This is a genomic window from Corynebacterium pseudokroppenstedtii (assembly GCF_019754945.1).
GTDB lineage: Bacteria > Actinomycetota > Actinomycetes > Mycobacteriales > Mycobacteriaceae > Corynebacterium > Corynebacterium pseudokroppenstedtii.
The window spans coordinates 90,527-111,987 of record NZ_JAEUWU010000002.1; the positions used below are offsets into that span (position 1 = coordinate 90,527).

Genomic DNA, 21,461 nt, shown 5'->3' on the forward strand with positions numbered 1-21,461 from the left:
ACAGGTAATACTTCACCAGACAGGCCAACCTATGTCACCATCGCGTTCTCTCCCCCCAAAAACAGCCGCACCTGAGGGCACCGCCCAGTCACAGGGCGACCCCTCCCCACACGCCAACAGCAGCGACCTTGCTTTAGACGTACGGGACCTCCACTGCCACCTCGGCAGCGGCAAGAACAAGAAAGAAATTCTCAAAGGCATCACACTCTCTATTCCGCGCGGGAAGGTACTCGCCGTACTCGGAGCCAATGGCGCAGGTAAAACCACACTTATCAACGCGCTATCCACCCTCATCCCGATCAGCGGTGGCAGCGCCACGATCAACGGCCACGACGTCACCTCAGACCCGGCCGGAGTGCGAGCCTCCATCTCGCTGACCGGCCAATACGCCGCCGTCGACAATATGCTCACCGGACACGAAAACCTCACGTTCTTCGGAACCCTCGCGGGTCTTTCCACGCGCAAAGCCAAAGCCAGGGCCACGGAACTGCTCACCCGGTTCGGCCTCGAGCGAGCCGCCGACAGCCGCGTCGCTGACTACTCCGGCGGTATGCGTCGTCGATTAGATATTGCGTCGTCACTGACCGTGCAACCACCGCTACTCTTCCTCGACGAACCCACCACCGGACTCGACCCCGCCAGCCGCAACGACGTGTGGGACATGGTCCACCACCTGCAAGCCGACGGCACCTCTATCCTGCTGACCACCCAATACCTCGACGAAGCCGACCACCTGGCCGACCGGATTGTCGTGCTGGGAGGCGGGCGAGTTCTGGACGAAGGGACCTCCGCCGAGCTCAAGTTGCGCTACGGGTCATCCGCCGTGACCGTGACATTCCGTGCCCCTGAGCTGGCCGAACACTTTGCCGAGATCGCCACCGACAACGGGTTCGCCGCCGCCCGCGAGAACACCATCGTCCGGCTCGACGCGCCCGACGGACACCGGTCGCTCGTGCGCGCGCTATCCCTCTGGGACGGGTCCGAGGACGACATTACCGACGCGGCGCTCATCCCGCCGACGCTCGAGGACGTGTACATGGCTGTCGCGGACTCCGGCGACGTGGCGCGTACCGATGCGCGGGAGGACAAGGCGGCTTCAGTGAGCGGCACGACCCAGAGAGACGCACGGTCCGACGCCCACACCCCGGGAGGCGGCCAACAATGAGCAGTGTAAACACAAGCCCGTCGATGAGCAGCTCAGCGGCCATCACGTCGGTGTGGTCCCGCGACTTCAAACGCGTGATCCGCAATAAATCGGTGCTCCCCTCAATTTTTGTGATCCCCACGATCTTCATAGCCATCTTCTACGGCGCATTCTCTCGGGCCACCGACGGATTCGGCATCAGCTACGCCACATTCCTCCTTCCGGCTGGTGTCCTCCAAGGGCTCATCTTCACCGCCGGGGGTTCGTCGCTAGCCGTCGCCCAAGACGCCGAAGACGGAATACATGCACGAATCCGCACTATGCCCGCGCCCAACTGGTCGCTCGTCGCCGGCCGGCTGCTTGCGGACCTCACCCGCGGCGCGATCTCCATCGTCCCCGTCATCGTGCTCACCGTCCTGATCGGCGCCCGATTCCACGGAAGTACCGTCGACCTGCTGCTTCTTATCCTCCTGACTTTCGGCGCCGCGGTCTCCATCAGTGCGATTGCCGACGGTCTCTGCCTTCTGGCGCACCAGCCGGTGAGCACATCGCTGATGTTCCAGGGGCTAACAATTCCGATCGTGATGCTATCCACCGCGTTTGTGCCGGCAGTGGCGCTGCCCAGCGGCGTCCGCCCGGTCATCGAGCACCTACCGCTCTCGACCATGGTCGACACGGCTCGGCTACTCATCAACGGTGACTCCCCCGGCTCTACCGGTATCGAGGCTCTCTGCTGGATCATCGTCTTCTTAGTCGCGGGAATATACGGTTTTCTCGCAGCAATATCGAGGAAGTCCCATGTCTAACACACCCGCCACCACCTACTCGCCGGCACCGTCTATCGAACCGGCACCGTCTACCGCACGGCTCACCTCGACGGCCACGAAACCGTCCCCGCGACGAGCGCACGCCAGCTGGGCCCACACCATGCGCCTCTTCCGACGCTTCGTCCGCACCCGCGCATCCCTGCTGAGCACCATCTTCACCCCCATGCTGATGATTGTGTTCCAGTGGGCGCTGTTCGGCGACCTCATCGCCAAAGTCCAGGGACTCGAGAAGATCGACCTGCTGCCCCTGTGCCTCATGCTCATCCTGGGGTCGCAGTGGCTCTACATCCCCGCCAATAGCGCAGAGATCGTGCGCGAACGCCAATCCGGAATCGTCGCGCGAGTGTCCACCAGCACCAGCGGAATTCGGCCGCTTATCGCCGGCGAGTGGTTATTCAGTTTCCTGCGCACCATCCTCGCCAGCATCCCCGCCCTTGTGGCCTCCTTCGTGTTTGGTATGCGGATTCACACCTGTTCAGCGGCGCTCTGGCTTGTCGTCGCCGTGATCGGCGGGTCCATATTCACAGCGACGCTGGTCCTCGCGCTCGGGTTCGGAGCGGCCAGCCCCGACGCCACCATGATCGTCACACCCCTCTTCATGGTCGCGCTGTTTCTCTCCGCCGGATTCGTCCCCGCCACCGCATTCGTCTCGGGCCTGCAATGGTTCGCGCGAAACAACCCGGTGACCCACGTCATCGAGGCCGAAATAGCGCTCAATGGAGGTGCGCTGGCCAACAATCTTTCGCTTACCGACGCCACCTCCGCGATGACAATGTCGGGGATATGGTTCATCGGCGTGATGGTGGTGGCAGGACTACTCGCCGTATTCGCAACAACCCGGCACTCCCGAAATACCGCGTAACGAGGAGAATTGTCCACGCAACGGTGGCGGGTTCAGATCAGGCGCCTCCGGGCAGCGGCGTTATAGTTCGCGGCTCTATGTCGGTGCAACGCTCTAGTTCCGCACTCTAGTTCCGCGCCACGCTGACAAGCGCTTGGTACGCGTCGACAGCCACCGCTTCCGGATCGTCATGGTCGAGCGAGTCGTTGAATATCTCCAACGACACCGGCCCGCTGTACCCAGCGTTGAGAGCCTTAGCCAGGCATTCTTTCACGGGCAGATCGCCATGCCCTGGCCACAGGCGATGGTGGCGTGACAGCTCCTTGACCGGCATATCCAGGCGTGGGGCGTCGGCAAGCTGAACAAAGAACAGTTTGGAGGGATCCACTGAGTCGATCACCGACGGATCCTCGCCGAGAGCCAGCATGTGGAAGCTGTCCAGGCAGACGCCAACATTGGGCAAATCCACATGGCGAACGATGTCGTAGGCGTGGGCGAACGTGGAGACGAACCGGCCCCATGCAAGGGCCTCGAAGGCAACGCGCATGCCCTGGTCTGCCGCGAGTTTCCCGATCTGGCGGAGCTGGTCCACGCGAACCTCGTCGCTATCGACCGACGCGGAGTCCGTGTTGGAACACACCAGGATCGTGTTCGTGCCGAGCTGCTTAGCGTGGGCGAGTGCTGTTTCGCACCGTCGGAGCCCGTGCTGGAACTCCTTATCCTTGACGCTCAGGAGGTTCTTGACCGGCTGGTAGAGGTCACATGAGAGGTCCAATTCGTCCATCAACGACGTGATGTCGTTCAGGGTCATTGGGGTTTCTTCGATATCCGGGACGAAAAGTTCGACTCCATCGAAGCCGGCTGTGGCGGCGGCGCGAAGTTTGGCGTCGAGGGTTCCGGGAAGGCTAACGGTTGCGATGCTGAAATGCATGAGTTGTTGACTAATTCTCCTTGTTGATGTGACAGCGTGGTTGAACTAACAACTTGTCTACGAGTCCATGCTAGGCCGGAAACCGCAGTCGGGTTGTCGGGGGAATCGGGGCCACGAATTGGAGCCGCAGGCTGGGTCGCCGCCGAAACCCCAACCGGGCCCCAAAACGCGAAAAACCGCGCCTGCATAACACAGACGCGGTGATACCCAGGGCAATGTGCCCTTGTGGGAAGACTACTTGGCCTTCTCCAGGATTTCGACGAGACGGAAGTGCTTGTTCGCCGACAGCGGGCGGCACTCTTCGATGCGGACGCGGTCGCCCACGCCAGCGGTCTCGTTTTCGTCGTGCACCTTCACCTTGGAGGTGGTGCGGATGGTCTTGCCGTAAAGGGCGTGCTGGTTGCGGTCTTCGAGCTCAACCACGATGGTCTTCTGCATTTTGTCAGAGACGACGTAGCCGATGCGGACCTTCTGGATGCCCTTTTTCTTCTTGTCGTTCACGGTTGCCTCACTCATTACGCCTCATCTCCCGGAGCGCTGGACAGGCCCAGTTCGCGTTCGCGGATGACGGTGTGGATGCGAGCGATGTCGCGCTTCACCGTTCCGAGGCGGCGGTTGTTGGTCAGCTGGCCAGTTGCGTTCTGGAAGCGAAGGTTGAACAGCTCTTCCTTCGCCTCGTGGAGGCGCGTGGTGAGTTCTTCAGCAGAGAGCTCACGGAGCTCATGGGCCGGTGTTCCGGTAGCCATTAGAACTGGTCCTCCTTCTTGACGATGCGTACCTTGCACGGGAGCTTCGCACCTGCGCGACGGAGTGCCTCAAGGGCAACCTCTTCGCTGGGGTAGCTCATTTCGAACAAGATGCGGCCTGGCTTGACGTTGGCAATCCACTTTTCGACGGGGCCTTTACCGGAACCCATGCGCACACCGAGTGGCTTCTGGGTCAGGGGGCGGTCCGGGAAAATGTTGATCCATACCTTGCCACCACGCTTGACGTGGCGGTTGATAGCGATACGGGCTGCCTCGATCTGGCGGTTGGTGATGTAGGCGGGCTCGAGGGCCTGAACACCGTAATCACCGAAGGTCACGCGGTTGCCACCTTTCGACACACCACGTCGAGTGGGCCGGTGCTGGCGGCGGTACTTAACGCGCTTAGGGATAAGCATGTTTAGCCCTCCTGCTTCTGCTCTGCGGCGCGGCGACGACGTCCGCCACCACGACGCGGGCGGTCGTTGCGGCCACGGCGGCTGCCACGATCGTCGCGAGCGTTGATCAAGCTTTCACGGCGCCCACCGACAACGTCACCCTTGTAGATCCACACCTTGACGCCGATGCGTCCGAAGGTGGTGTGGGCTTCGAAGGTTCCGTAGTCGATCTCGGCGCGCAGGGTGTGCAGCGGAACGCGTCCCTCGTGGTAGCGCTCGGTGCGGCCCATTTCGGCACCACCCAGGCGGCCGGAGCACACAACCTTGATGCCCTTGACCTGCGGCTGGCGCATTGCGCCCTGGATGGCTTTACGCATGGCGCGACGGAACGCGACACGGTTGGACAGCTGCTCAGCGATGGACTGCGCAACCAACTGTGCGGAGGCGTCCACATTCTTGACTTCAAGAATGTTCAGCTGAACCTGCTTACCGGTGAGCTTTTCCAGTTTTCCGCGGATGCGGTCCGCTTCGGCTCCACGGCGGCCGATCACGATACCGGGGCGCGCGGTGTGGATGTCTACACGGACGCGGTCGCGGGTGCGCTCGATGACAACATCGGCGATACCGGCGCGCTCGAGTCCCTTGGACAGGAAGTCGCGGATCTTGATGTCTTCAGCGAGGTAATCGGCGTACTGCTTGTCGGCGTACCAGCGTGAGCGCCACTCAGAGGTGATTCCCAGCCGGAGGCCGTAGGGGTGAATTTTCTGTCCCACTACTGAGCACTTCCCTTCTGGCTTTCGACGACCACGGTGATGTGGCTGGTGCGCTTGCGGACATGGAATGCGCGTCCTTGTGCGCGTGGGCGGAAACGCCGCATGGTCGGTCCTTCGTCGGCCCAAGCCTGCGAGATGACGAGGCTGTTCCGGTCCAGGCCGAAGTTGTTTTCCGCGTTCGCTGCGGCGGAGGCCACAACTTTGTACACCGGTTCGGATGCCGACTGGGGAGCGTACTTGAGGATGTCAAGTGCTTCCTCGACGGACTTTCCGCGGACGGTGTCGATAACGCGGCGGGCCTTCATCGGGGTGACGCGGACGTAGCGGGCGGTGGCGCGTGCTGACGTTACGGTATCAGCCATTGCTTATCGACGTCCCTTCTTATCGTCCTTGACGTGACCCTTGAAGGTCTTGGTTGGGGCGAACTCGCCGAGCTTGTGGCCCACCATTGAGTCGTCGATGAACACCGGCACGTGCTTGCGTCCGTCGTGGACGGCGAAGGTGTGGCCGATGAAATCGGGAAGGATGGTGGAACGGCGAGACCATGTCTTGATGACTTGTTTGGTGCCCTTGTCGTTCTGTGCGTCCACCTTCGAAAGGAGGTGTTCGTCGACGAAGGGGCCTTTCTTGAGGCTACGTGGCATTCTCAACTACCTCCTTTTAGCGCTTCTTGTTCTTGTTGCTGCGGCGGCGGCGCACAATCAGGCCATCGCTCGGGCGGTTTGGCTTGCGGGTACGTCCCTCTGGCTGGCCCCACGGGGAAACCGGGTGGCGTCCACCGGAGGACTTGCCCTCGCCACCACCGTGCGGGTGGTCGACGGGGTTCATGACGACACCGCGGACGGTCGGGCGGACGCCCTTCCAGCGCATACGGCCGGCCTTGCCCCAGCGGATGTTGATCTGGTCAGCGTTTCCGACCTCACCGACGGTGGCGCGGCAACGCCCGTCAACGCGACGGATTTCGGAGGACGGCATACGCAGGATGGCGTACTTGCCTTCCTTACCCAGCAGCTGAATGGAGGAACCAGCGGAGCGGGCGAGCTTGGCGCCGCCACCCGGCTTGAGCTCCACAGCATGGATGGTTGTACCGGTCGGGATGTTGCGCAGCGGCAGGTTGTTACCCACCTTGATGTCAGCGTTGGCGCCGGACTCAACAACGGTGCCCTGCTTCAGGTTGCGAGGCGCGATGATGTAGCGCTTCTCGCCATCGAAGTAGTGCAGCAGCGCGATGTTGGCCGTGCGGTTCGGGTCGTACTCGATGTGAGCGACCTTGGCCGGCACACCGTCTTTGTCGTTACGACGGAAGTCGATCAGACGGTACTGGCGTTTGTGTCCACCGCCCTTGTGGCGTGTGGTGATGTGGCCGTGTACGTTGCGGCCACCGGTCTTGTGCAGCGGGCGCAGCAGAGACTTCTCAGGGGTAGAGCGAGTGAGCTCATCGAACCCGGAGACAGAGCTCTGGCGGCGACCCGGCGTAGTCGGCTTGTATTTACGAATAGCCATGACTTAGTCCTAACTGTCCGCCTTAAGAGGCAGAACCGCCGAAGATGTCGATGGGATCACTACCGGCTGCCAGCGTCACCATTGCGCGCTTGGTTGACTTGCGACGGCCGTAGCCGAAGCGGGTGCGCTTGGTCTTGCCCTCACGGTTGAGGGTGTTGACGCTGGAAACCTTCACGCCGAAGATCTTTTCCACGGCGATCTTGATTTGTGTCTTGTTGGAGTCCGGGCGGACGAGGAAGGTGTAAGTGCCTTGCTCCATCAGGCCGTAGGACTTCTCGGAGACAACCGGTGCGATGATGATGTCGCGGGGGTTATTTAAGTCGCTCACTTGCTCTCCTCCTTCGTCTCGGCGCCGGTAGCGCGCTCAATGAAGGCGTTGAGGGCCTCGACAGAGAACACGAGATCGTCCGAGTTGAGGACGTCGTAGGTGTTCAGCTGGTCGCTCGGCAGGATGTGAACGTTCGGGAGGTTACGTGCACTCTTGATGGAGTTGACGTCCTCGCGACCGAGCACAACGAGTACCGACTTGCGGTCTGTGAGGCGCTCGATGAAAGTACGAGCGGCTTTCGTTGAGGGGGTCTGTCCTGGGACGAGGTCCTCGACCACGTGAATGCGGTCGTGACGTGCCCGGTCGGACAGAGCGCCGCGCAGTGCGGCTGCCTTCATTTTCTTAGGCGTGCGCTGGTCGTAGTCACGCGGCTGCGGACCGTGAACAGTGCCACCGCCGGTGAACTGGGGTGCACGGATGGACCCTTGGCGGGCACGACCCGTTCCCTTCTGACGGTAAGGCTTGCGGCCACCACCGCGGACCTGGCCGCGGGTCTTGGTGGCGTGGGTGCCCTGCCGACGTGATGCCAACTGTGCGGTGACAACTTGGTGCAGCAGCGGGGTGCTGACCTCGACGTCGAACACGGACGACGGCAGCTCAACGGTGCCGTTGGTCGATCCGTCAGCGGTGTGGACATCTAGCGTTAGATTGCTCATGCGTGTGCACCGCCCTTCACTGCGGTCTTGACGGTAACGAGGCCACCACGGATGCCGGGGACTGCGCCCTTGATAAGCAGCAGGTTCGAGTCAGCATCCACCTTGAACAGCTTGAGGTTCTGTGTGGTGACGCGGTTATTACCCATGCGGCCAGCCATACGGGTGCCCTTGAAGACGCGGCCCGGGGTGGCGCAGGCGCCGATGCCACCGACGCGGCGGTGGGCAGCCTGGTTACCGTGGGCAGCGCCCTGGCCGGCGAAGCCGTGGCGCTTCATTGCGCCGGCGAAGCCGTGGCCGCGGGTGGTGCCGGTGACGTCGACAAACTTGACATCGCCGAAAAGCTCGACGGTGACGTCCTGTCCGACTTCGTAGTCGGAGACGTCATCCATGCGGATTTCGGTGACGTAGCGACGTGGCGTCACTCCGGCTTTTGCGAAGTGGCCGCTTTGTGGCTTGTTTACTTTACGGGGGTCAATATCGCCATAGGCGATCTGGATGGCGCTGTAGCCATCCTTTTCTTCGGTGCGAATCTGGGTCACGACGCACGGCCCTGCTTCGACGACGGTGACCGGCACAACGCGGTTGTCTTCGTCGAAGACCTGGGTCATGCCGAGCTTGGTGCCCAGAATGCCCTTGATCTGATTTTCACTCATTGATTCTTCTCCGCTACGGTCCAGGCTCACTGAATGTTCACGTCGACGCTTGCCGGAAGGTCGATGCGCATAAGTGCGTCAACGGTCTTCGGGGTAGGGTCGATGATGTCGATCAGGCGCTTGTGCGTGCGCATCTCGAAGTGCTCACGCGAGTCCTTATATTTGTGCGGAGAACGAATAACACAGTAAACGTTCTTTTCTGTCGGCAGCGGTACCGGGCCAACTACAGTTGCGCCGGTACGAGTGACCGTCTCCACGATCTTGCGCGCCGAGGCGTCGATTGCCTCGTGGTCGTAGGCCTTGAGCCTAATGCGGATTTTTTGTCCCGCCACGCTTGTCCTCATTCCTAGCATCAATCCTTCCTGGTGCAGCGTGTACTGCGTCATTCCGGATCTGCTTGTCTTTACTTACATTGTCCGTCAGCGCTGACGCCCGCTTGGAAGCCGGCACAGTGCCAGTATGTGCATGTGATGACGATCCCCCCATTGAGCGGTGCGAACGCACGGCTACACGTGGCTCGCTCCGTCGCTATTCACGCTAACCGACATGTCTCTATGCCGTGACCGCGTGAGGATCAGGATCGGATCAATGCAGGGAAAGAGGCTCCGCTACCCGCTTTTCATCAATATTGTCGACGAATGGGCTGCGGTCTTTTTCCTACTGCCGCTGTGTATTTGCCATGCTCCCGGCTTGGTTCTGTGGAGGGCGTGTCGCCTTCTCATCCAGTCAGCACCGCGGTCTTATCCCGCCGGTTACGCTTCCTCAGATTCTCTACGACATCACATGTTGTCGTAGTAACGGGCCATGAGACCCATGCGAATCCGAGCGCACTACGGAGGAGTTTGACCACCGTGGATCATGCTCACTTCACCAGCGATGCCTTACCGGTCATCGGTAGTTTCCTTCGCTCTGCGCCGTAACGCACGCTGGCTGACATACGTCGATAGTTCGTATGAACAGGTTATTGCGTGGTTTTCACTGCAGACGATGAACTTTCCGGTGTTGCGGGGTGCATCGTGTTAAAGCAACCCGAGTATTAAAACACGTTTACGGACCATGCGCAAACTCTCTTTTCCCAGGAGGGGAAAACATAATCACAGGTAGAGCTCTGTGCGGTTAGCTGACAATCGACGTCAGATAATCCGGGCGTGGCGACGCCTTCCGCGCGCACCGTTGTCAGCGGGGTATACGACAAACGGGTTATACGCCAAAACGTGTCCGCGTGCCGGAAAACTGTGGGGGTATATCGGTGTCTTTTGTGAAAACTGCCGGGGAATATGGGCGAAAAATGGCCGAAAATGGACCATATACCCCCACACTTTTATTTTTGGGCGCATATTCGCCCGCAGTTTTGGGCTCTAGGTGTAGTTTCCCTGCAGTTTTCCGTCTACCGGCTCCTTCATCCGCGCGTCGGTGCTTCGCACCCCAGGATTCTGTCCGCACCGCCTTCTGTCGTATTAGCCGCGCATTACCCATGTCAGCGACGGCACACACCACTCGCGGGCGTCAAGCGTCGACAATAAGAACGCGGCTCAACTTCGGCCATATTCGCCGACCATATTCGTCGGCCAAAACCACCCAGACCAACGTCGGCAATAATCTCGCTATGTCCGTGGGAGGGCATTGGGAAGGTATTATCAATAAGGGGATCAGCGCGGGATCAGCACGAGTGCTGCAAAAGTTGGGAAAGAAATTAAATAACGCTCCGATTACAACTGCAGGTTCGAAGCTATTTTGTCGTTCCGCGGGGCCGAGCTTCGCTAGAAAATCTACGTTTTGGCTGGACACGGCCCAAAAACATATTTATACTAACAACGTTGAGATGATCTCAATAGGCAAACTAAGGCTTAGTACTTTGTCGGTACTTTTCGGCCGATCATCCCATCTTGTTAGAAGCTAACCATCCTTTAAGGAGATTTTCGTGAGCGACTCGTCCAACAAACAGAACAACGGCAGCAAGGGCTCCAAGGATCTCGCTAAGTCACAGTCCTCATCCGTGGCTCAGAGCGACAACTCCTCCGCCCTCCAGACCGAGCACGGTCAGACCGTCGTTGCAGACACAGTTGTCTCCAAGATCGCCGGCATGGCAGCCCGCGAAGTTTCTGGCGTTCACGACCTCGGTGGTGGCACCGCTCGCATGGTCGGCGCACTGCGTGAGCGCATCCCGGGTGGCCGCGTCAACGTCCAGCAGGGTATTTCGGTAGAGGTCGGTGACCGCCAGGCAGCCGTCGACATCTCCATCGTCGCTGAGTACGGTGTTGCCATCCACGAGCTCGCAGAGGCCATCCGCAAGAACATCATCGTTTCCGTCGAAGCCATGACCGGCCTCGAGGTCACCGAAGTCAACGTCACCGTTCACGACGTCCACCTGGACATCGATGACGACGACGAGGACGACGACGAGCAAGAGCAGCCCCGCGTCCAGTAGGAATCGCTACTGACCTTTTATGGATGCTCCGGTATAAGTAGCCTTATCCGGCAGCAGCCGTACACGCGCAGGCAAAATAGTGCAGCCATAACAGTGCAGACATAGCAATGGAAAGGATCCTGTGAGCACTTCCCGCTCCTCACAACAAGGCCACCGCACGTCCGCTGGCTCACGCGAGGGCAAGGATTACACGCAGGACCCCGCCTACATATCGCAACGTCGCACACTGATCCGTCGCTATCACCCCGATCGCGGCGGAGATGCACAAGTGTTCATCCGTAAACTCGACGAACTCGACCGCGAATGGGCGGATCGGTACGCTCCCACTCCTCGTCCTACGACGTCGATGGGGGCGAACTGGGATCGAGCACAAGATATCGCCCGTCGACACACCGATGCCGACGGCCATCTTGATGCTGGAGCTGCAGCCGCAGCGGCTGTGGCGGTCTCCGCACCCACCGCTCGACGCGTGGTCAAGCGCATACGTCGAGTGACTCGACGGACGACACGCGCGGTACGGACCCACTTGCCGAAAGGTATGCCGGGCGCAGTGAGGTACGCCTCGACTAGTACGCGGCCCCGGTAACAACGTCGGCGCTCCGGTAGCACTCCACAGAAGGCGCAGATTGCGAGTCCACCCAACCCTCCTATCCTTCATGGAAGGATCTTCACCAGGAAGGTGAAATCATGAAATACGCAACTCCCATTGGTGTCGTCGTCGGCTTCATGCTGGCGCTCGCCATCATGCTCCAGGGATTTTCCGGCTTCCTCCTTGTGCTCGTATTCTGCGCTATCGGAGGCCTAGCCGGAGCACAATATGACGGTCTCATAGACCTGCGTTCGCTGCTTCGTAGCGGCGGACGAGGCAGGGGCTAAATATGCCTCAACCCTCCACAGTTATCTCCGAGAAAGCCGTGGGCCGGATTGTTGAGCAAGCACTAGCATCCGTTCCCGGGTGCATTCGTCACGCAAGTGGACTGGACAAAGTCACGGGGCGCGAACTCCCCCGCTGGGAGATCGACCTCGACTCCGAGAACCGCGCCATGTCCATCGTGGCGCAGATCGCCGTTCGGTGGCCGTCGCCGGTCACGGAAGTTGCCGCCACCGCGCGGCAAGCGCTGCACGCCTGGGTCGAGCGATACACGGACATTCCCGTTATCAAGGCCGACGTGGCCGTCGCAGCGGTTGTTCCGGGTGACGTCGATAACTCCCAGCCGACGCGCGTGACCTCTGAGGACATTGCGGCACGCCAACACGAGCCCAGCATTGAGGCCGTGACGGCGTCGCCACTAGAGACGCGGGAAGTCACGACGAACAGGCAAGTGACGTCGCTTCTACACCCGAAGCCGTTTGGAGATGTCACCCTCACGCCCGTGCACGTCAACCGGACTGCTACCGAGCTCATCCATCCGCAGCACACGCGGATCGAACCGTTCAAGGACGTCGTTGCGCATCGCACGCCGGTCATGCCGGTGCCGCCGGTGCACACGCGGAAGGAACTGACTCCGATCTCGGTGAACAGCACCGATGTTCAGTCTCCGGTGACACCTGAGCCGATTAGGCCCACTATCTATCCGTCGGTTGATCGCACGCCCGTCGTACATGTGGATACCTCCGCTAAACCACGGAAGACCGAGCGCATTGTTACGCATTCGCGCCCGGTGGAGCCTCCGCTGACTCCGACGCCGATCACGCCGAGCATCATGCCGACCGCGAAGCGCATTCCGGTCACGCACTTGGTGGGAGAGATCGGGCCTCGACGCACCGACCCCATCGTGGTGGAGTCCATGCCCGTCGAGTCGGTTCGTGCGTACCCGCTGAAGCCGTCCCCGATCACCGTCGATAAGACCGAGGTCACCCACCCGAAGGCCCCCGAAACCCCTGTTGACCAGCACAAGGTCATGCAGGCGTTGGAGGACGACGAGAAGCAGGCTGTTGCCCATGCTCGTGCAGGCTGGCCGCAGCCCTTCGCGGAGTCCGATGCGACGAAGAAGCGGAAGGCCAAGGAAGCCGAGCGTGCTGCCCGGGCGCAGCGCCGTCGTGAGCGCGACGCGCGGAAGATCCGGACGGTTGTGTCTCCCGGGACGGTGTATCCGTCGACAGTCGGTACCCCAGGGGGCAAAACCCCCAGCTCAGACCGCAGCATTCCTGTGTTACGACGCGACGCTAATGATGGTTCGAGGAAGGGACAGAAGTAATGGCTAAACACCAACTGAAACCCGAACACGAACCGACATCCGGCAACGCTCAGGCTGGAATTGGGCAATCCCGGGCCGACAACCCTGCCGGAAAAGCGGCGAAGTCCGCGAACGGGAAGGGCACTACGTCCGGGAAGGCCGAAACGAAGGCTGACAGCAAGGTGGCTGAGACGAAGGCGGACGCGAAGAACGCTGATGCGAAGACCGAGGCCAAGAAGGCTGATTCGAAAGCTGGCGCAACGCCGGCTAGCACGAAGAAGGCTGACAGCACGAAGGCCGCACCGGCTGACGCAAAGAAGGCGGACGCCCCCACACAGAGCACCACTCCTAGCTGGAAGAAGCTGAGCTTCCGCCCGGCTAAGGAACCTCGGAAGTCGCCGAGGGCGCGTGGCTGGATGTTTATCCTTGGGCTGGTCTTCCTCGCCGGTGGTGCCGTCGGAATCCGGGAACTCCTCCTGGAAACCGACACGATCAGTGGACCGTCGTGGCTCCAACCGATCATCGATTGGCTCAGCCATGCTCACTGGGTTCAGATGTTCCTGATCATCGCCGTTATTGCGCTGATCCTGGGCCTCATCATTCTCATTGCTAGCCTTCGTCCTCGCACCAAGACGCACATCTTGATCGACAACGAAGCCTCCTTGTGGATGCGCCCTGTGGACATCGCCCGTGCCTGCAGCGCTCGTGCGAAAGACCAGCGTGGCGTGCTCAACGCCACCACCGTGGCAACTGCGAAGCGCGTCACTGTCACTGTCACCGGCGACCCGGACGACCCCGGTTTGTCCGACCGCGTACACAAGGCATGTCGCCCCGTCGTTCAAGCGGTGTCTTCACAGCCGGATCTCAAGGTTCGGCTTGCCCGACCAAGGAGTGATCAATGAGCCACGGAAAGTCAATATTCCTCCGGATCATTATGATCCTGGTCGCCGCCATCCTCATCGCAGGCGGTCTATGGGGCATCGGCCTAGCCTTGCACCTCACCCCGGCCGAAAAGCTCGGTGAGTACGCTGACACCAGCTTCTGGGGCACGTTGACGGATAAGTCCTGGTACCCGACGGTGCTTGGTGTGGCGTCGGCAATCCTGATTCTTCTTGGTCTCTGGTTCTGGTGGTTGATTATCGATCGCCGTCGCGTCACCAAGGTGGAAGCAAAAGAATCTGCCGACAACGGACGAGTCACCGTTCGGCTGGACGATATCGCGTCCGCTGTGTCGCAGGATCTCACCCGTTACGACGGTATTGCGGACTGTAAATACCGCTCTGAGGTGGACCGTGGCCAGAAGGTGCTGACGATGACGTTGCGGTGCGACTCGCATGCCGATCTGGATCATGTGCGGGGCGAGTGCCGCCAAGCAGCGTCGGATATCGTTTCTGCGCTCCCCCAGGAAGATGTGGATACGCGATTCCTCATCCATCTGGATAAAGCGAGCTAGCGTCGCCTGAAGTGCTTCTCGGGCTTTTTCGGCCCCGGGCACACGGGTTTTCGACGTAACGCCGGCTGATCACTTACTCGGTAGTTGATCAGCCGGTTTTTTCATGTGCGCGAATGGATCGACGACAACCGCACGGTACAAGCGTCGGCGTTGACCGTCGCTATCAGCGTCGGGGGAAACAGCGCGAGACCGGTGTCGGCAATAAGTGCGCCGTCGGCACCAGCGTCGGCAATAAATGCGCATTTAATATGTGAGTTATTTCTCTTCCCGCTACCCCGGGTTTTCCTCACCAGCGTGGAACAATAAAGTCAAGGTCGCCTTCCTTAGCGTGGCCTGAAGCGTGACCTGAGCGTACACAGACAAAACATACGGCCAGCACAAGGAGAAGAAATGCCACGGCTTCCTATGAGTGATCGTCCCGTCGAAAACCAGTCTGGACACTGGCTCCTGGCGCAAGTGGGTAAGAAGGTCCTCCGGCCCGGCGGGCGCGAGTTGACCGAAAAGATGCTCAGCGCATTGCCCATTCACAACCATGACGTCGTGGAGCTGGCCCCTGGGCTTGGGAAAACTGCCGAGAAGATCGTGGCGGAAGAGCCGTCCTCCTACACGGGAGTCGACGAAGACCCGGATGCGGCTCACCTGGCGGCGGCGGCTGCGCACCAGGCGGCGTCGGGACATATGCCCGCCAACGCGATTCGAGTTCTCCAAGGCCGGGCGAACGACACCACCTTGGACGACGAGTCCGTCGATGTTGCTGTCGGCGAAGCGATGCTGACTATGCAGGGTGATAAGGGTAAAGCGGCCATCATTGAGGAGGCCCACCGCATTCTGCGGCCCGGCGGGCGGTACGCCATTCACGAGCTCGGGCTCCAGCCCAATGACCTCTCAGATGACACGAAGACCGAAGTGCGTAAGGCGCTGGCCCGGTCGATCAAGGTCAACGCCCGTCCGCTCACCGAGCACGAGTGGCAGGATCTCCTGACCTCGCACGGCTTCGAGGTTGAGACGACGCACTTCGCCCCCATGGCCTTGCTGGAGCCCAAGCGGATCATTAGCGACGAGGGGATCCTGCGCACCCTCAAGATCGCGTTTAACATTGCGACGAAGCCGAACGTGCGCAAGCGCGTGATGGGGATGCGGCAGACGTTCCAGAAATACGAGAACGAATTGACCGCTATCGCCATCGTCGCCAAGAAGAAGTAGGGATTTACTGGGCGGCCGGGGCCGGAGGGAGGAACGGCACGACCGCGCTCGGGACCGGGACGCTCTCCGGTACGGCGTTGACGATCGGCTGGCCGATGTTTGCTAGGGCCTCATCGCGCATGACATTAACCGTGGGCCAGAAAGGCGAAGAATTGCCTATAGGGCCAAAGGTGTTCGGAGCATAGCGATCCTGGAAGTCCTTAAAAGCGGCGTTCCTATACGTGTCGAACGCGGATTGCGCGACCGTGCGGGCGGGATAGGAGGTCAACGCGGCGGGTGCAGATTCGTTGGCTGCGGGGGCCGGAGCTCCGGATGCGGGGATGCCCACACTGTCCAGCGCTAAGGGATTCCACGGCTGGTTGGTGAACGCACCCTGCACATCGTCGGTCAACTGCTGCGACGGGCCGTATGTGCTCGCGGAGACAGAGAAGAACGGGCCAAACGACGCCGACGCGTTCACTGAGCTGCGATCATCTGACCATCCCCACTTGGTGCCCAACACGCCGGGCAGCGTTGCGGTGCCATAGTCCTGCTTGTAGCCGTCGGCAGCCACCGGAGATGCCGTCGCTAAGGCAGAGAGAACCGGACCGAACGGGTTCTCGCGCTTTTTCGCTTCCAGATAAGCGACCGAGTCCGCCGTTGACGTCGTGCTATTTCCCCAATGAGGAGCACCGTGGGTATCCGCCAGGTGGTACTTCGCCGCACGGTCATTGATGCTATTCGGGTACTTGGCGTACAGCTCACTAGCAATATTGTCGTCCGAGAAGCGGAGCATCTGAGTGGCTTTGGCCTGGTCCTCGGGTGCGCCGTGCTCGAAAACATAGTCGGCGATATACATCTTCACCAGCGACAAACCGGGGCGCGACTCGTGCTCATTGGCGGTTCCCACGTGGTGACCTGTCAACGTGCTCTGGAAGGAAATCTGGGTCCGCCCCGGAGCGGCGATATTTCCATTTTGGTCGACGTTAGGCATCGGTGCTGCGGACGCATTACTTGGCGACGCGACCGTCGGCGCGAACAACGCCGCAGCTGCAATGACGGCGCCGGAGAGAACGCGGATCCGGCGGGTCCTTGTCGGAGTCGCCCGGTGACGGCCAGTGTGCAGATATTGGGAAACAATGGTCATGGGAATCCTTAGGGAAATGAGGGAATTATCTAGGTCTACTTTATATATCCCTAGTGCCTTATATTACTGTTTCTCATCTGTTTCAGGGCACACGCGAATGGGGTGGAGTGGCTGCTCGCCGGCTAGGCCCCGCGATTTAGGGTTATACGACAAAAGTGTGTCCGCGTGCCGGAAAACTGCGTGGGTATATAGGGGTCTCTTGTGACAACTGCGGGGGAATATGGGCGAAAAATGGCCGAAAATTGACCATATTCCCCCGCACTTTTATTTGAGGGCGCGTATCCCCCCAAACTTTTGGGCTCCAGGGTTCTGTCCGCACCGCCTGTTGCTACTTATCCCCGTTTCCACGACCACTAGAATCCACCGCCCGGCTGTGCATAAAGAAAGCCCCGCTGCGCGGAGCAGCGGGGCGACCTCTTAGCTCCCGGCTAAAAACCGGGCAGGCTTGTCAGAGATTCTTACTTGTTGATCTTGGTCACACGACCAGCGCCAACGGTGCGGCCACCTTCGCGGATAGCGAAGCGGAGGCCTTCGTCCATGGCGACCGGCTGGATCAAGGTTACGGACATGTCGACGTTGTCGCCAGGCATAACCATCTCGGTACCCTCAGGGAGCTTCACAACACCGGTAACGTCGGTGGTACGGAAGTAGAACTGCGGGCGGTAGTTGTCGAAGAACGGGGTGTGACGGCCGCCCTCGTCCTTGGACAGGACGTATACGGAACCCTCGAACTCGGTGTGAGGGGTGTATGCGCCGGGCTTAGCCACGATCTGGCCACGCTCAACGTCCTCACGCTTGGTACCACGGAGAAGCAGACCACAGTTGTCGCCAGCCTCTGCGTAGTCGAGCTGCTTGCGGAACATCTCGATACCGGTGACGGTGGTGTTCTGGCTCTTCTCCTTGATGCCCAGAATCTCAACGTCATCGTTGATGTTCAGCTTGCCGCGCTCCACACGACCGGTGACGACGGTGCCACGACCGGTAATGGTGAAGATGTCCTCAATCGGCATGAGGAAGGGCTTGTCGGTTTCACGAACCGGATCCGGGATGGACTCGTCGCAGGCGTCCATGAGGTCGAGGATGGACTGCTCCCACTTCTCGTCGCCCTCAAGAGCCTTCAGAGCGGAGATGTGAACGATAGGTGCATCTTCGTCGAAGTCCTGCTCCGCGAGAAGTTCGCGAACTTCCATTTCGACGAGCTCGATGAGGTCCTCATCATCAACCATGTCGCACTTGTTCAGAGCAACGAGGATGTAAGGAACGCCCACCTGGCGAGCAAGAAGAACGTGCTCGCGGGTCTGAGGCATCGGGCCGTCGGTAGCAGCGACGACGAGGATTGCGCCGTCCATCTGGGCAGCACCGGTGATCATGTTCTTGATGTAGTCGGCGTGGCCCGGAGCATCCACGTGAGCGTAGTGACGCTTCGGGGTGGAGTACTCGACGTGAGCGATGTTAATGGTAATACCGCGCTCTTTCTCCTCCGGCGCCTTGTCGATGGCGTCGAAAGCGAAAGCCTGGTTCTCTTCGGGGTACTTCTCCGACAGAACCTTGGTGATAGCAGCGGTAGTGGTGGTCTTACCGTGGTCAACGTGACCGATGGTACCGATGTTTACGTGCGGCTTGCTCCGATCGAACTTAGCCTTCGCCACTGTTTGTCCTCCTGGACTTCTCGGTGGCTACGACGTTCGCAGCCACGGGTGGTGTTACCTTTCGCAGAAACACTTTCACCTTGTCAACCCTGGTCATCGTCGATCATAAATTGGTGTCGACACTGGTCAGGATCAATAGAAGGTGACTCTACGAGAGGTGATTTAAATATTGCCAGTTACAGCATAATAAAGGGGTAAGGCAACGTATTTCAAGCTGCCTCCGACCTTGATTCTATGGTAACGGCCACCACACACTATTCACATCACACACTCCTGTGATGTGCTGCGTATTAACAGCAACTTTTCACAGCATTTTGTGGATCGTGCCTGGCTGGCCCTTACCATGCGTTGCCCTTCGTCGACCCTGTAACCCAATCGACGAGGGGCTGTAATGGTGAGGGTGCGCGGATTACTTGTTACCCGTGCGCTCCGCGATGATCTCCTGCGCGACGTTCGTCGGAACTTCCGCGTAGGAATCGAAGATCATGGTGTAGTTTGCACGACCCTGAGTCTTCGAGCGGAGGTCACCAACGTAGCCGAACATGGACGACAGCGGAACCGTGGCCTTGACGACCTTGGCACCGGAACGGTCCTCCATGGAGTGGACCTGGCCACGACGTGCGTTGACGTCGCCGATGACCTCGCCCATGTACTCCTCAGGAGTGATGACGTCCACAGCCATCATCGGCTCCAGCAGAACCGGCTTCGCCTTCTGAACGGCTTCCTTGAGTGCCTGAGCACCGGCGATCTTGAAGGCCATTTCAGAGGAGTCAACCTCGTGGTACTGGCCGTCGACCAGCGTGGCCTTGATGTTGACCAGCGGGAATCCGGCCAGCGTACCGTACTGCATGGCATCCTGGATACCGGCGTCGACAGAAGGAATGTATTCCTTCGGCACGCGGCCACCGGTAACGGCGTTCTCGAACTTGTAGGTCGCGGACTCGCCCTCTTCCAACTCGTCCGGGTTGGGGGCGTAGGGCTCCAGCGAGATGATGACCTTCGCGAACTGACCCGAACCACCGGTCTGCTTCTTGTGCGTGTATTCGTACTTCTCGACGGGCTTGCGGATGGTCTCGCGGTACGCAACCTGCGGGGCACCCACGTTAGCCTCGACCTTGAATTCGCGCTTCATGCGGTCCACAAGGACGTCGAGGTGGAGCTCACCCATACCGCCGATGACGGTCTGGCCGGTCTCTTCGTCGAGCTTGACAGTGAATGTCGGGTCCTCTTCAGCGAGGCGCTGAATAGCGATGCCAAGCTTCTCCTGGTCAGCCTTCGACTTCGGCTCGATGGCCACCTCAATAACCGGATCCGGGAAGTCCATGGACTCCAGGATGATCTGGTCATTGGCGTCACACAGGGTGTCACCGGTGGTGGTGTCTTTCAGACCGATGAAAGCGTAGATATTTCCGGCCTTGGCGACGTCCATCGGGTTCTCTTTGTTGGCGTGCATCTGGAACAGCTTGCCGATGCGCTCCTTGTGGCCCTTGGTCGAGTTCATGACCTGCTGGCCAGGCTCGACGGAACCGGAGTACACGCGAACGAACGTCAGCTTACCGAAGAACGGGTGGGCGGCGATCTTGAACGCCAACGCCGAGAACGGTGCGTCCACGGAGGGGTGGCGTGTCAGCTCAACGGACTCGTCGCCGACCTTGTGGCCGTGGACCTCTCCGACATCGAGAGGCGTCGGCAAGTACCAGTTAATGGCGTCGAGCAGCGGCTGGACACCCTTGTTCTTGTAGGCGGAACCACAGAACACGGGGAAGATCTCGGAGTTCACAACCATCTTGCGGATGGCCTCGTGGATCTCGTCGGTGGTGAGTTCCTCACCGGCGAAGTACTTCTCCATGAGCTCTTCGTCGGACTCGGCGACGGCCTCGAGGAGCTTCTCGTGATACTCGTCGGCCTTGTCTTTGAGGTCGTCCGGGATTTCCTCGATGGTGGGCTCTGCTCCGACGTCGACCTTGCCGCGCCAGGTGATGGCGTTCATGTTGATCAGGTCAACGACGCCGTCGAAGTCATCTTCAGCACCGATGGGGAGCTGCATGACCAGCGGCTTTGCGTGCAGGCGGTCGACGATGGTGTCGACGGTGTAGTAGAAGTCCGCACCCAGCTTGTCCATCTTGTTGACGAAGCAAATGCGTGGGACGTCGTACTTAGCGGCCTGGCGCCACACCTGCTCGGACTGCGGCTCGACACCTTCCTTACCGTCGAACACGGCGACGGCTCCGTCGAGGACGCGCAGTGAACGCTCAACCTCGACGGTGAAGTCGACGTGGCCGGGGGTGTCGATGATGTTGATCTGGTTGTCTTTCCAGAAACAGGTGACCGCGGCGGACGTAATCGTGATGCCGCGCTCTTTCTCCTGGTCCATCCAGTCCGTGGTGGAAGCACCATCGTGGGTCTCACCGACTTTGCGGTTGATACCCGTGTAGTAGAGGATTCGTTCGGTTACGGTGGTCTTTCCGGCATCGATGTGGGCCATGATGCCGATGTTGCGGACCTTATGAAGGTCAGAAAGCACTTTTTGTGCCACTGTGTACCCCAACTCGTAGTTTGGTGGCCCACTCACCGGAACCAGTTGATCGTGGCGATCTTCGTTGCGATCCGATGGTGGCGGGCCTGCGT

Annotated in this window: 26 protein-coding genes; 10 read left to right on the top strand and 16 right to left on the bottom strand. The window is 60.1% G+C overall.

Going from position 1 to position 21,461, the window contains the following annotated elements; all coding sequences use genetic code 11:
• The first annotated feature begins 31 nt into the window (after positions 1 to 31).
• From JMN36_RS03350 to JMN36_RS03360, 3 genes are read left to right on the top strand one after another with little or no spacing between them, the layout of a single operon-like run.
• Entirely contained in the window at positions 32 to 1,165 is a 1,134-nt protein-coding gene (locus tag JMN36_RS03350; protein WP_221923847.1) for an ATP-binding cassette domain-containing protein, read from the top strand.
• Entirely contained in the window at positions 1,162 to 1,950 is a 789-nt protein-coding gene (locus JMN36_RS03355; protein WP_236881717.1) for an ABC transporter permease, read from the top strand. The genes JMN36_RS03350 and JMN36_RS03355 overlap by 4 nt, the downstream gene beginning before the upstream one ends.
• Positions 1,943 to 2,833, top strand: coding sequence for an ABC transporter permease (locus tag JMN36_RS03360; RefSeq protein ID WP_204087560.1), 891 nt, complete (start codon positions 1,943 to 1,945; stop codon positions 2,831 to 2,833). The genes JMN36_RS03355 and JMN36_RS03360 overlap by 8 nt, the downstream gene beginning before the upstream one ends.
• Before the next feature lie 106 nt (positions 2,834 to 2,939).
• Here the strand turns inward: JMN36_RS03360 and JMN36_RS03365 are convergent, their stop codons facing one another.
• The 12 genes from JMN36_RS03365 to rpsJ all read right to left on the bottom strand — a co-directional run bounded on the left by JMN36_RS03365 (position 2,940) and on the right by rpsJ (position 9,129).
• On the bottom strand, positions 2,940 to 3,743 hold the full coding sequence (locus tag JMN36_RS03365; protein ID WP_204087561.1) for a sugar phosphate isomerase/epimerase family protein: 804 nt from the start codon (positions 3,741 to 3,743) through the stop codon (positions 2,940 to 2,942).
• Positions 3,744 to 3,977: 234 nt separating this feature from the next.
• Entirely contained in the window at positions 3,978 to 4,259 is a 282-nt protein-coding gene (rpsQ, locus tag JMN36_RS03370; RefSeq protein ID WP_012732435.1) for a 30S ribosomal protein S17, read from the bottom strand.
• Entirely contained in the window at positions 4,259 to 4,489 is a 231-nt protein-coding gene (rpmC, locus tag JMN36_RS03375; RefSeq protein WP_012732436.1) for a 50S ribosomal protein L29, read from the bottom strand. The genes rpsQ and rpmC overlap by 1 nt, the downstream gene beginning before the upstream one ends.
• Entirely contained in the window at positions 4,489 to 4,905 is a 417-nt protein-coding gene (rplP, locus tag JMN36_RS03380; RefSeq protein ID WP_012732437.1) for a 50S ribosomal protein L16, read from the bottom strand. The genes rpmC and rplP overlap by 1 nt, the downstream gene beginning before the upstream one ends.
• A gap of 2 nt (positions 4,906 to 4,907) precedes the next feature.
• Positions 4,908 to 5,657: a 30S ribosomal protein S3 gene (rpsC, locus tag JMN36_RS03385; RefSeq protein ID WP_012732438.1), complete on the bottom strand. Its 750-nt coding sequence runs from the start codon at positions 5,655 to 5,657 to the stop codon at positions 4,908 to 4,910.
• Positions 5,657 to 6,019, bottom strand: a complete 363-nt coding sequence (gene rplV, locus JMN36_RS03390; RefSeq protein ID WP_204087562.1) for a 50S ribosomal protein L22 — start codon at positions 6,017 to 6,019, stop codon at positions 5,657 to 5,659. Before rplV ends, rpsC begins: the two co-directional genes overlap by 1 nt.
• Before the next feature lie 3 nt (positions 6,020 to 6,022).
• A complete protein-coding gene (rpsS, locus tag JMN36_RS03395; protein ID WP_012732440.1) occupies positions 6,023 to 6,301 on the bottom strand; it encodes a 30S ribosomal protein S19 in 279 nt (92 codons plus the stop codon).
• Between the two features lie 16 nt (positions 6,302 to 6,317).
• Positions 6,318 to 7,160, bottom strand: coding sequence for a 50S ribosomal protein L2 (gene rplB, locus JMN36_RS03400; RefSeq protein ID WP_204087563.1), 843 nt, complete (start codon positions 7,158 to 7,160; stop codon positions 6,318 to 6,320).
• A 22-nt stretch (positions 7,161 to 7,182) separates the two neighbouring features.
• Entirely contained in the window at positions 7,183 to 7,488 is a 306-nt protein-coding gene (gene rplW / locus JMN36_RS03405) for a 50S ribosomal protein L23 (protein ID WP_012732442.1), read from the bottom strand.
• Positions 7,485 to 8,144, bottom strand: coding sequence for a 50S ribosomal protein L4 (rplD, locus tag JMN36_RS03410; protein WP_204087564.1), 660 nt, complete (start codon positions 8,142 to 8,144; stop codon positions 7,485 to 7,487). Before rplD ends, rplW begins: the two co-directional genes overlap by 4 nt.
• The gene (rplC, locus tag JMN36_RS03415) at positions 8,141 to 8,797 is read right to left on the bottom strand and encodes a 50S ribosomal protein L3 (RefSeq protein ID WP_046202866.1); all 657 of its coding nucleotides are present in this window, start codon (positions 8,795 to 8,797) and stop codon (positions 8,141 to 8,143) included. Before rplC ends, rplD begins: the two co-directional genes overlap by 4 nt.
• 26 nt (positions 8,798 to 8,823) lie before the next feature.
• On the bottom strand, positions 8,824 to 9,129 hold the full coding sequence (gene rpsJ, locus JMN36_RS03420; protein WP_046202865.1) for a 30S ribosomal protein S10: 306 nt from the start codon (positions 9,127 to 9,129) through the stop codon (positions 8,824 to 8,826).
• 1,664 nt (positions 9,130 to 10,793) lie between these two features.
• Between rpsJ and JMN36_RS03425 the strand changes: the two genes are divergently transcribed.
• The 6 genes from JMN36_RS03425 (at position 10,794) to JMN36_RS03450 (ending at position 14,855) form a co-directional block, all read left to right on the top strand.
• Complete coding sequence (locus JMN36_RS03425; protein WP_041629601.1) at positions 10,794 to 11,225, top strand: Asp23/Gls24 family envelope stress response protein; 432 nt, start codon at positions 10,794 to 10,796, stop codon at positions 11,223 to 11,225.
• 121 nt (positions 11,226 to 11,346) lie between these two features.
• Positions 11,347 to 11,811, top strand: a complete 465-nt coding sequence (locus JMN36_RS03430) for a hypothetical protein (RefSeq protein WP_204087565.1) — start codon at positions 11,347 to 11,349, stop codon at positions 11,809 to 11,811.
• A 101-nt stretch (positions 11,812 to 11,912) separates the two neighbouring features.
• Complete coding sequence (locus JMN36_RS03435) at positions 11,913 to 12,101, top strand: DUF2273 domain-containing protein (protein ID WP_012732449.1); 189 nt, start codon at positions 11,913 to 11,915, stop codon at positions 12,099 to 12,101.
• Positions 12,102 to 12,103: 2 nt separating this feature from the next.
• Positions 12,104 to 13,423, top strand: a complete 1,320-nt coding sequence (locus JMN36_RS03440; RefSeq protein ID WP_221923848.1) for an Asp23/Gls24 family envelope stress response protein — start codon at positions 12,104 to 12,106, stop codon at positions 13,421 to 13,423.
• Positions 13,423 to 14,304: a DUF6286 domain-containing protein gene (locus tag JMN36_RS03445; RefSeq protein WP_204087567.1), complete on the top strand. Its 882-nt coding sequence runs from the start codon at positions 13,423 to 13,425 to the stop codon at positions 14,302 to 14,304. Before JMN36_RS03440 ends, JMN36_RS03445 begins: the two co-directional genes overlap by 1 nt.
• A complete protein-coding gene (locus JMN36_RS03450) occupies positions 14,301 to 14,855 on the top strand; it encodes an Asp23/Gls24 family envelope stress response protein (protein WP_204087568.1) in 555 nt (184 codons plus the stop codon). The genes JMN36_RS03445 and JMN36_RS03450 overlap by 4 nt, the downstream gene beginning before the upstream one ends.
• Positions 14,856 to 14,956: 101 nt before the next feature.
• Here the strand turns inward: JMN36_RS03450 and JMN36_RS03455 are convergent, their stop codons facing one another.
• Complete coding sequence (locus JMN36_RS03455) at positions 14,957 to 15,145, bottom strand: hypothetical protein (protein WP_221923849.1); 189 nt, start codon at positions 15,143 to 15,145, stop codon at positions 14,957 to 14,959.
• A 100-nt stretch (positions 15,146 to 15,245) separates the two neighbouring features.
• Between JMN36_RS03455 and JMN36_RS03460 the strand changes: the two genes are divergently transcribed.
• On the top strand, positions 15,246 to 16,058 hold the full coding sequence (locus tag JMN36_RS03460; protein WP_204087570.1) for a class I SAM-dependent methyltransferase: 813 nt from the start codon (positions 15,246 to 15,248) through the stop codon (positions 16,056 to 16,058).
• Between the two features lie 4 nt (positions 16,059 to 16,062).
• Here JMN36_RS03460 and JMN36_RS03465 read toward each other — a convergent pair whose 3' ends face one another.
• From JMN36_RS03465 to fusA, 3 genes are all read right to left on the bottom strand, one after another.
• Positions 16,063 to 17,184: a hypothetical protein gene (locus JMN36_RS03465; RefSeq protein WP_236882979.1), complete on the bottom strand. Its 1,122-nt coding sequence runs from the start codon at positions 17,182 to 17,184 to the stop codon at positions 16,063 to 16,065.
• Between the two features lie 458 nt (positions 17,185 to 17,642).
• Complete coding sequence (gene tuf / locus JMN36_RS03470; RefSeq protein ID WP_012732455.1) at positions 17,643 to 18,833, bottom strand: elongation factor Tu; 1,191 nt, start codon at positions 18,831 to 18,833, stop codon at positions 17,643 to 17,645.
• Positions 18,834 to 19,242: 409 nt separating this feature from the next.
• A complete protein-coding gene (gene fusA / locus JMN36_RS03475) occupies positions 19,243 to 21,369 on the bottom strand; it encodes an elongation factor G (RefSeq protein ID WP_221923966.1) in 2,127 nt (708 codons plus the stop codon).
• Between the last annotated feature and the right edge of the window lie 92 nt (positions 21,370 to 21,461).

What these genes read in the sequence shown, in the direction of transcription:
- rpsQ (WP_012732435.1), bottom strand. Translation starts at nt 4,259, where the DNA reads ATGAGTGAGGCAACCGTGAACGACAAGAAGAAAAAGGGCATCCAGAAG.
- rplD (WP_204087564.1), bottom strand. Translation starts at nt 8,144, where the DNA reads ATGAGCAATCTAACGCTAGATGTCCACACCGCTGACGGATCGACCAAC.
- rplP (WP_012732437.1), bottom strand. Translation starts at nt 4,905, where the DNA reads ATGCTTATCCCTAAGCGCGTTAAGTACCGCCGCCAGCACCGGCCCACT.
- JMN36_RS03365 (WP_204087561.1), bottom strand. Translation starts at nt 3,743, where the DNA reads ATGCATTTCAGCATCGCAACCGTTAGCCTTCCCGGAACCCTCGACGCC.
- rplB (WP_204087563.1), bottom strand. Translation starts at nt 7,160, where the DNA reads ATGGCTATTCGTAAATACAAGCCGACTACGCCGGGTCGCCGCCAGAGC.
- JMN36_RS03460 (WP_204087570.1), top strand. Translation starts at nt 15,246, where the DNA reads ATGCCACGGCTTCCTATGAGTGATCGTCCCGTCGAAAACCAGTCTGGA.
- JMN36_RS03360 (WP_204087560.1), top strand. Translation starts at nt 1,943, where the DNA reads ATGTCTAACACACCCGCCACCACCTACTCGCCGGCACCGTCTATCGAA.
- JMN36_RS03465 (WP_236882979.1), bottom strand. Translation starts at nt 17,184, where the DNA reads ATGACCATTGTTTCCCAATATCTGCACACTGGCCGTCACCGGGCGACT.
- rplV (WP_204087562.1), bottom strand. Translation starts at nt 6,019, where the DNA reads ATGGCTGATACCGTAACGTCAGCACGCGCCACCGCCCGCTACGTCCGC.
- JMN36_RS03450 (WP_204087568.1), top strand. Translation starts at nt 14,301, where the DNA reads ATGAGCCACGGAAAGTCAATATTCCTCCGGATCATTATGATCCTGGTC.
- rpsS (WP_012732440.1), bottom strand. Translation starts at nt 6,301, where the DNA reads ATGCCACGTAGCCTCAAGAAAGGCCCCTTCGTCGACGAACACCTCCTT.
- JMN36_RS03440 (WP_221923848.1), top strand. Translation starts at nt 12,104, where the DNA reads ATGCCTCAACCCTCCACAGTTATCTCCGAGAAAGCCGTGGGCCGGATT.
- JMN36_RS03350 (WP_221923847.1), top strand. Translation starts at nt 32, where the DNA reads ATGTCACCATCGCGTTCTCTCCCCCCAAAAACAGCCGCACCTGAGGGC.
- rpmC (WP_012732436.1), bottom strand. Translation starts at nt 4,489, where the DNA reads ATGGCTACCGGAACACCGGCCCATGAGCTCCGTGAGCTCTCTGCTGAA.
- rplC (WP_046202866.1), bottom strand. Translation starts at nt 8,797, where the DNA reads ATGAGTGAAAATCAGATCAAGGGCATTCTGGGCACCAAGCTCGGCATG.
- JMN36_RS03355 (WP_236881717.1), top strand. Translation starts at nt 1,162, where the DNA reads ATGAGCAGTGTAAACACAAGCCCGTCGATGAGCAGCTCAGCGGCCATC.
- JMN36_RS03445 (WP_204087567.1), top strand. Translation starts at nt 13,423, where the DNA reads ATGGCTAAACACCAACTGAAACCCGAACACGAACCGACATCCGGCAAC.
- JMN36_RS03435 (WP_012732449.1), top strand. Translation starts at nt 11,913, where the DNA reads ATGAAATACGCAACTCCCATTGGTGTCGTCGTCGGCTTCATGCTGGCG.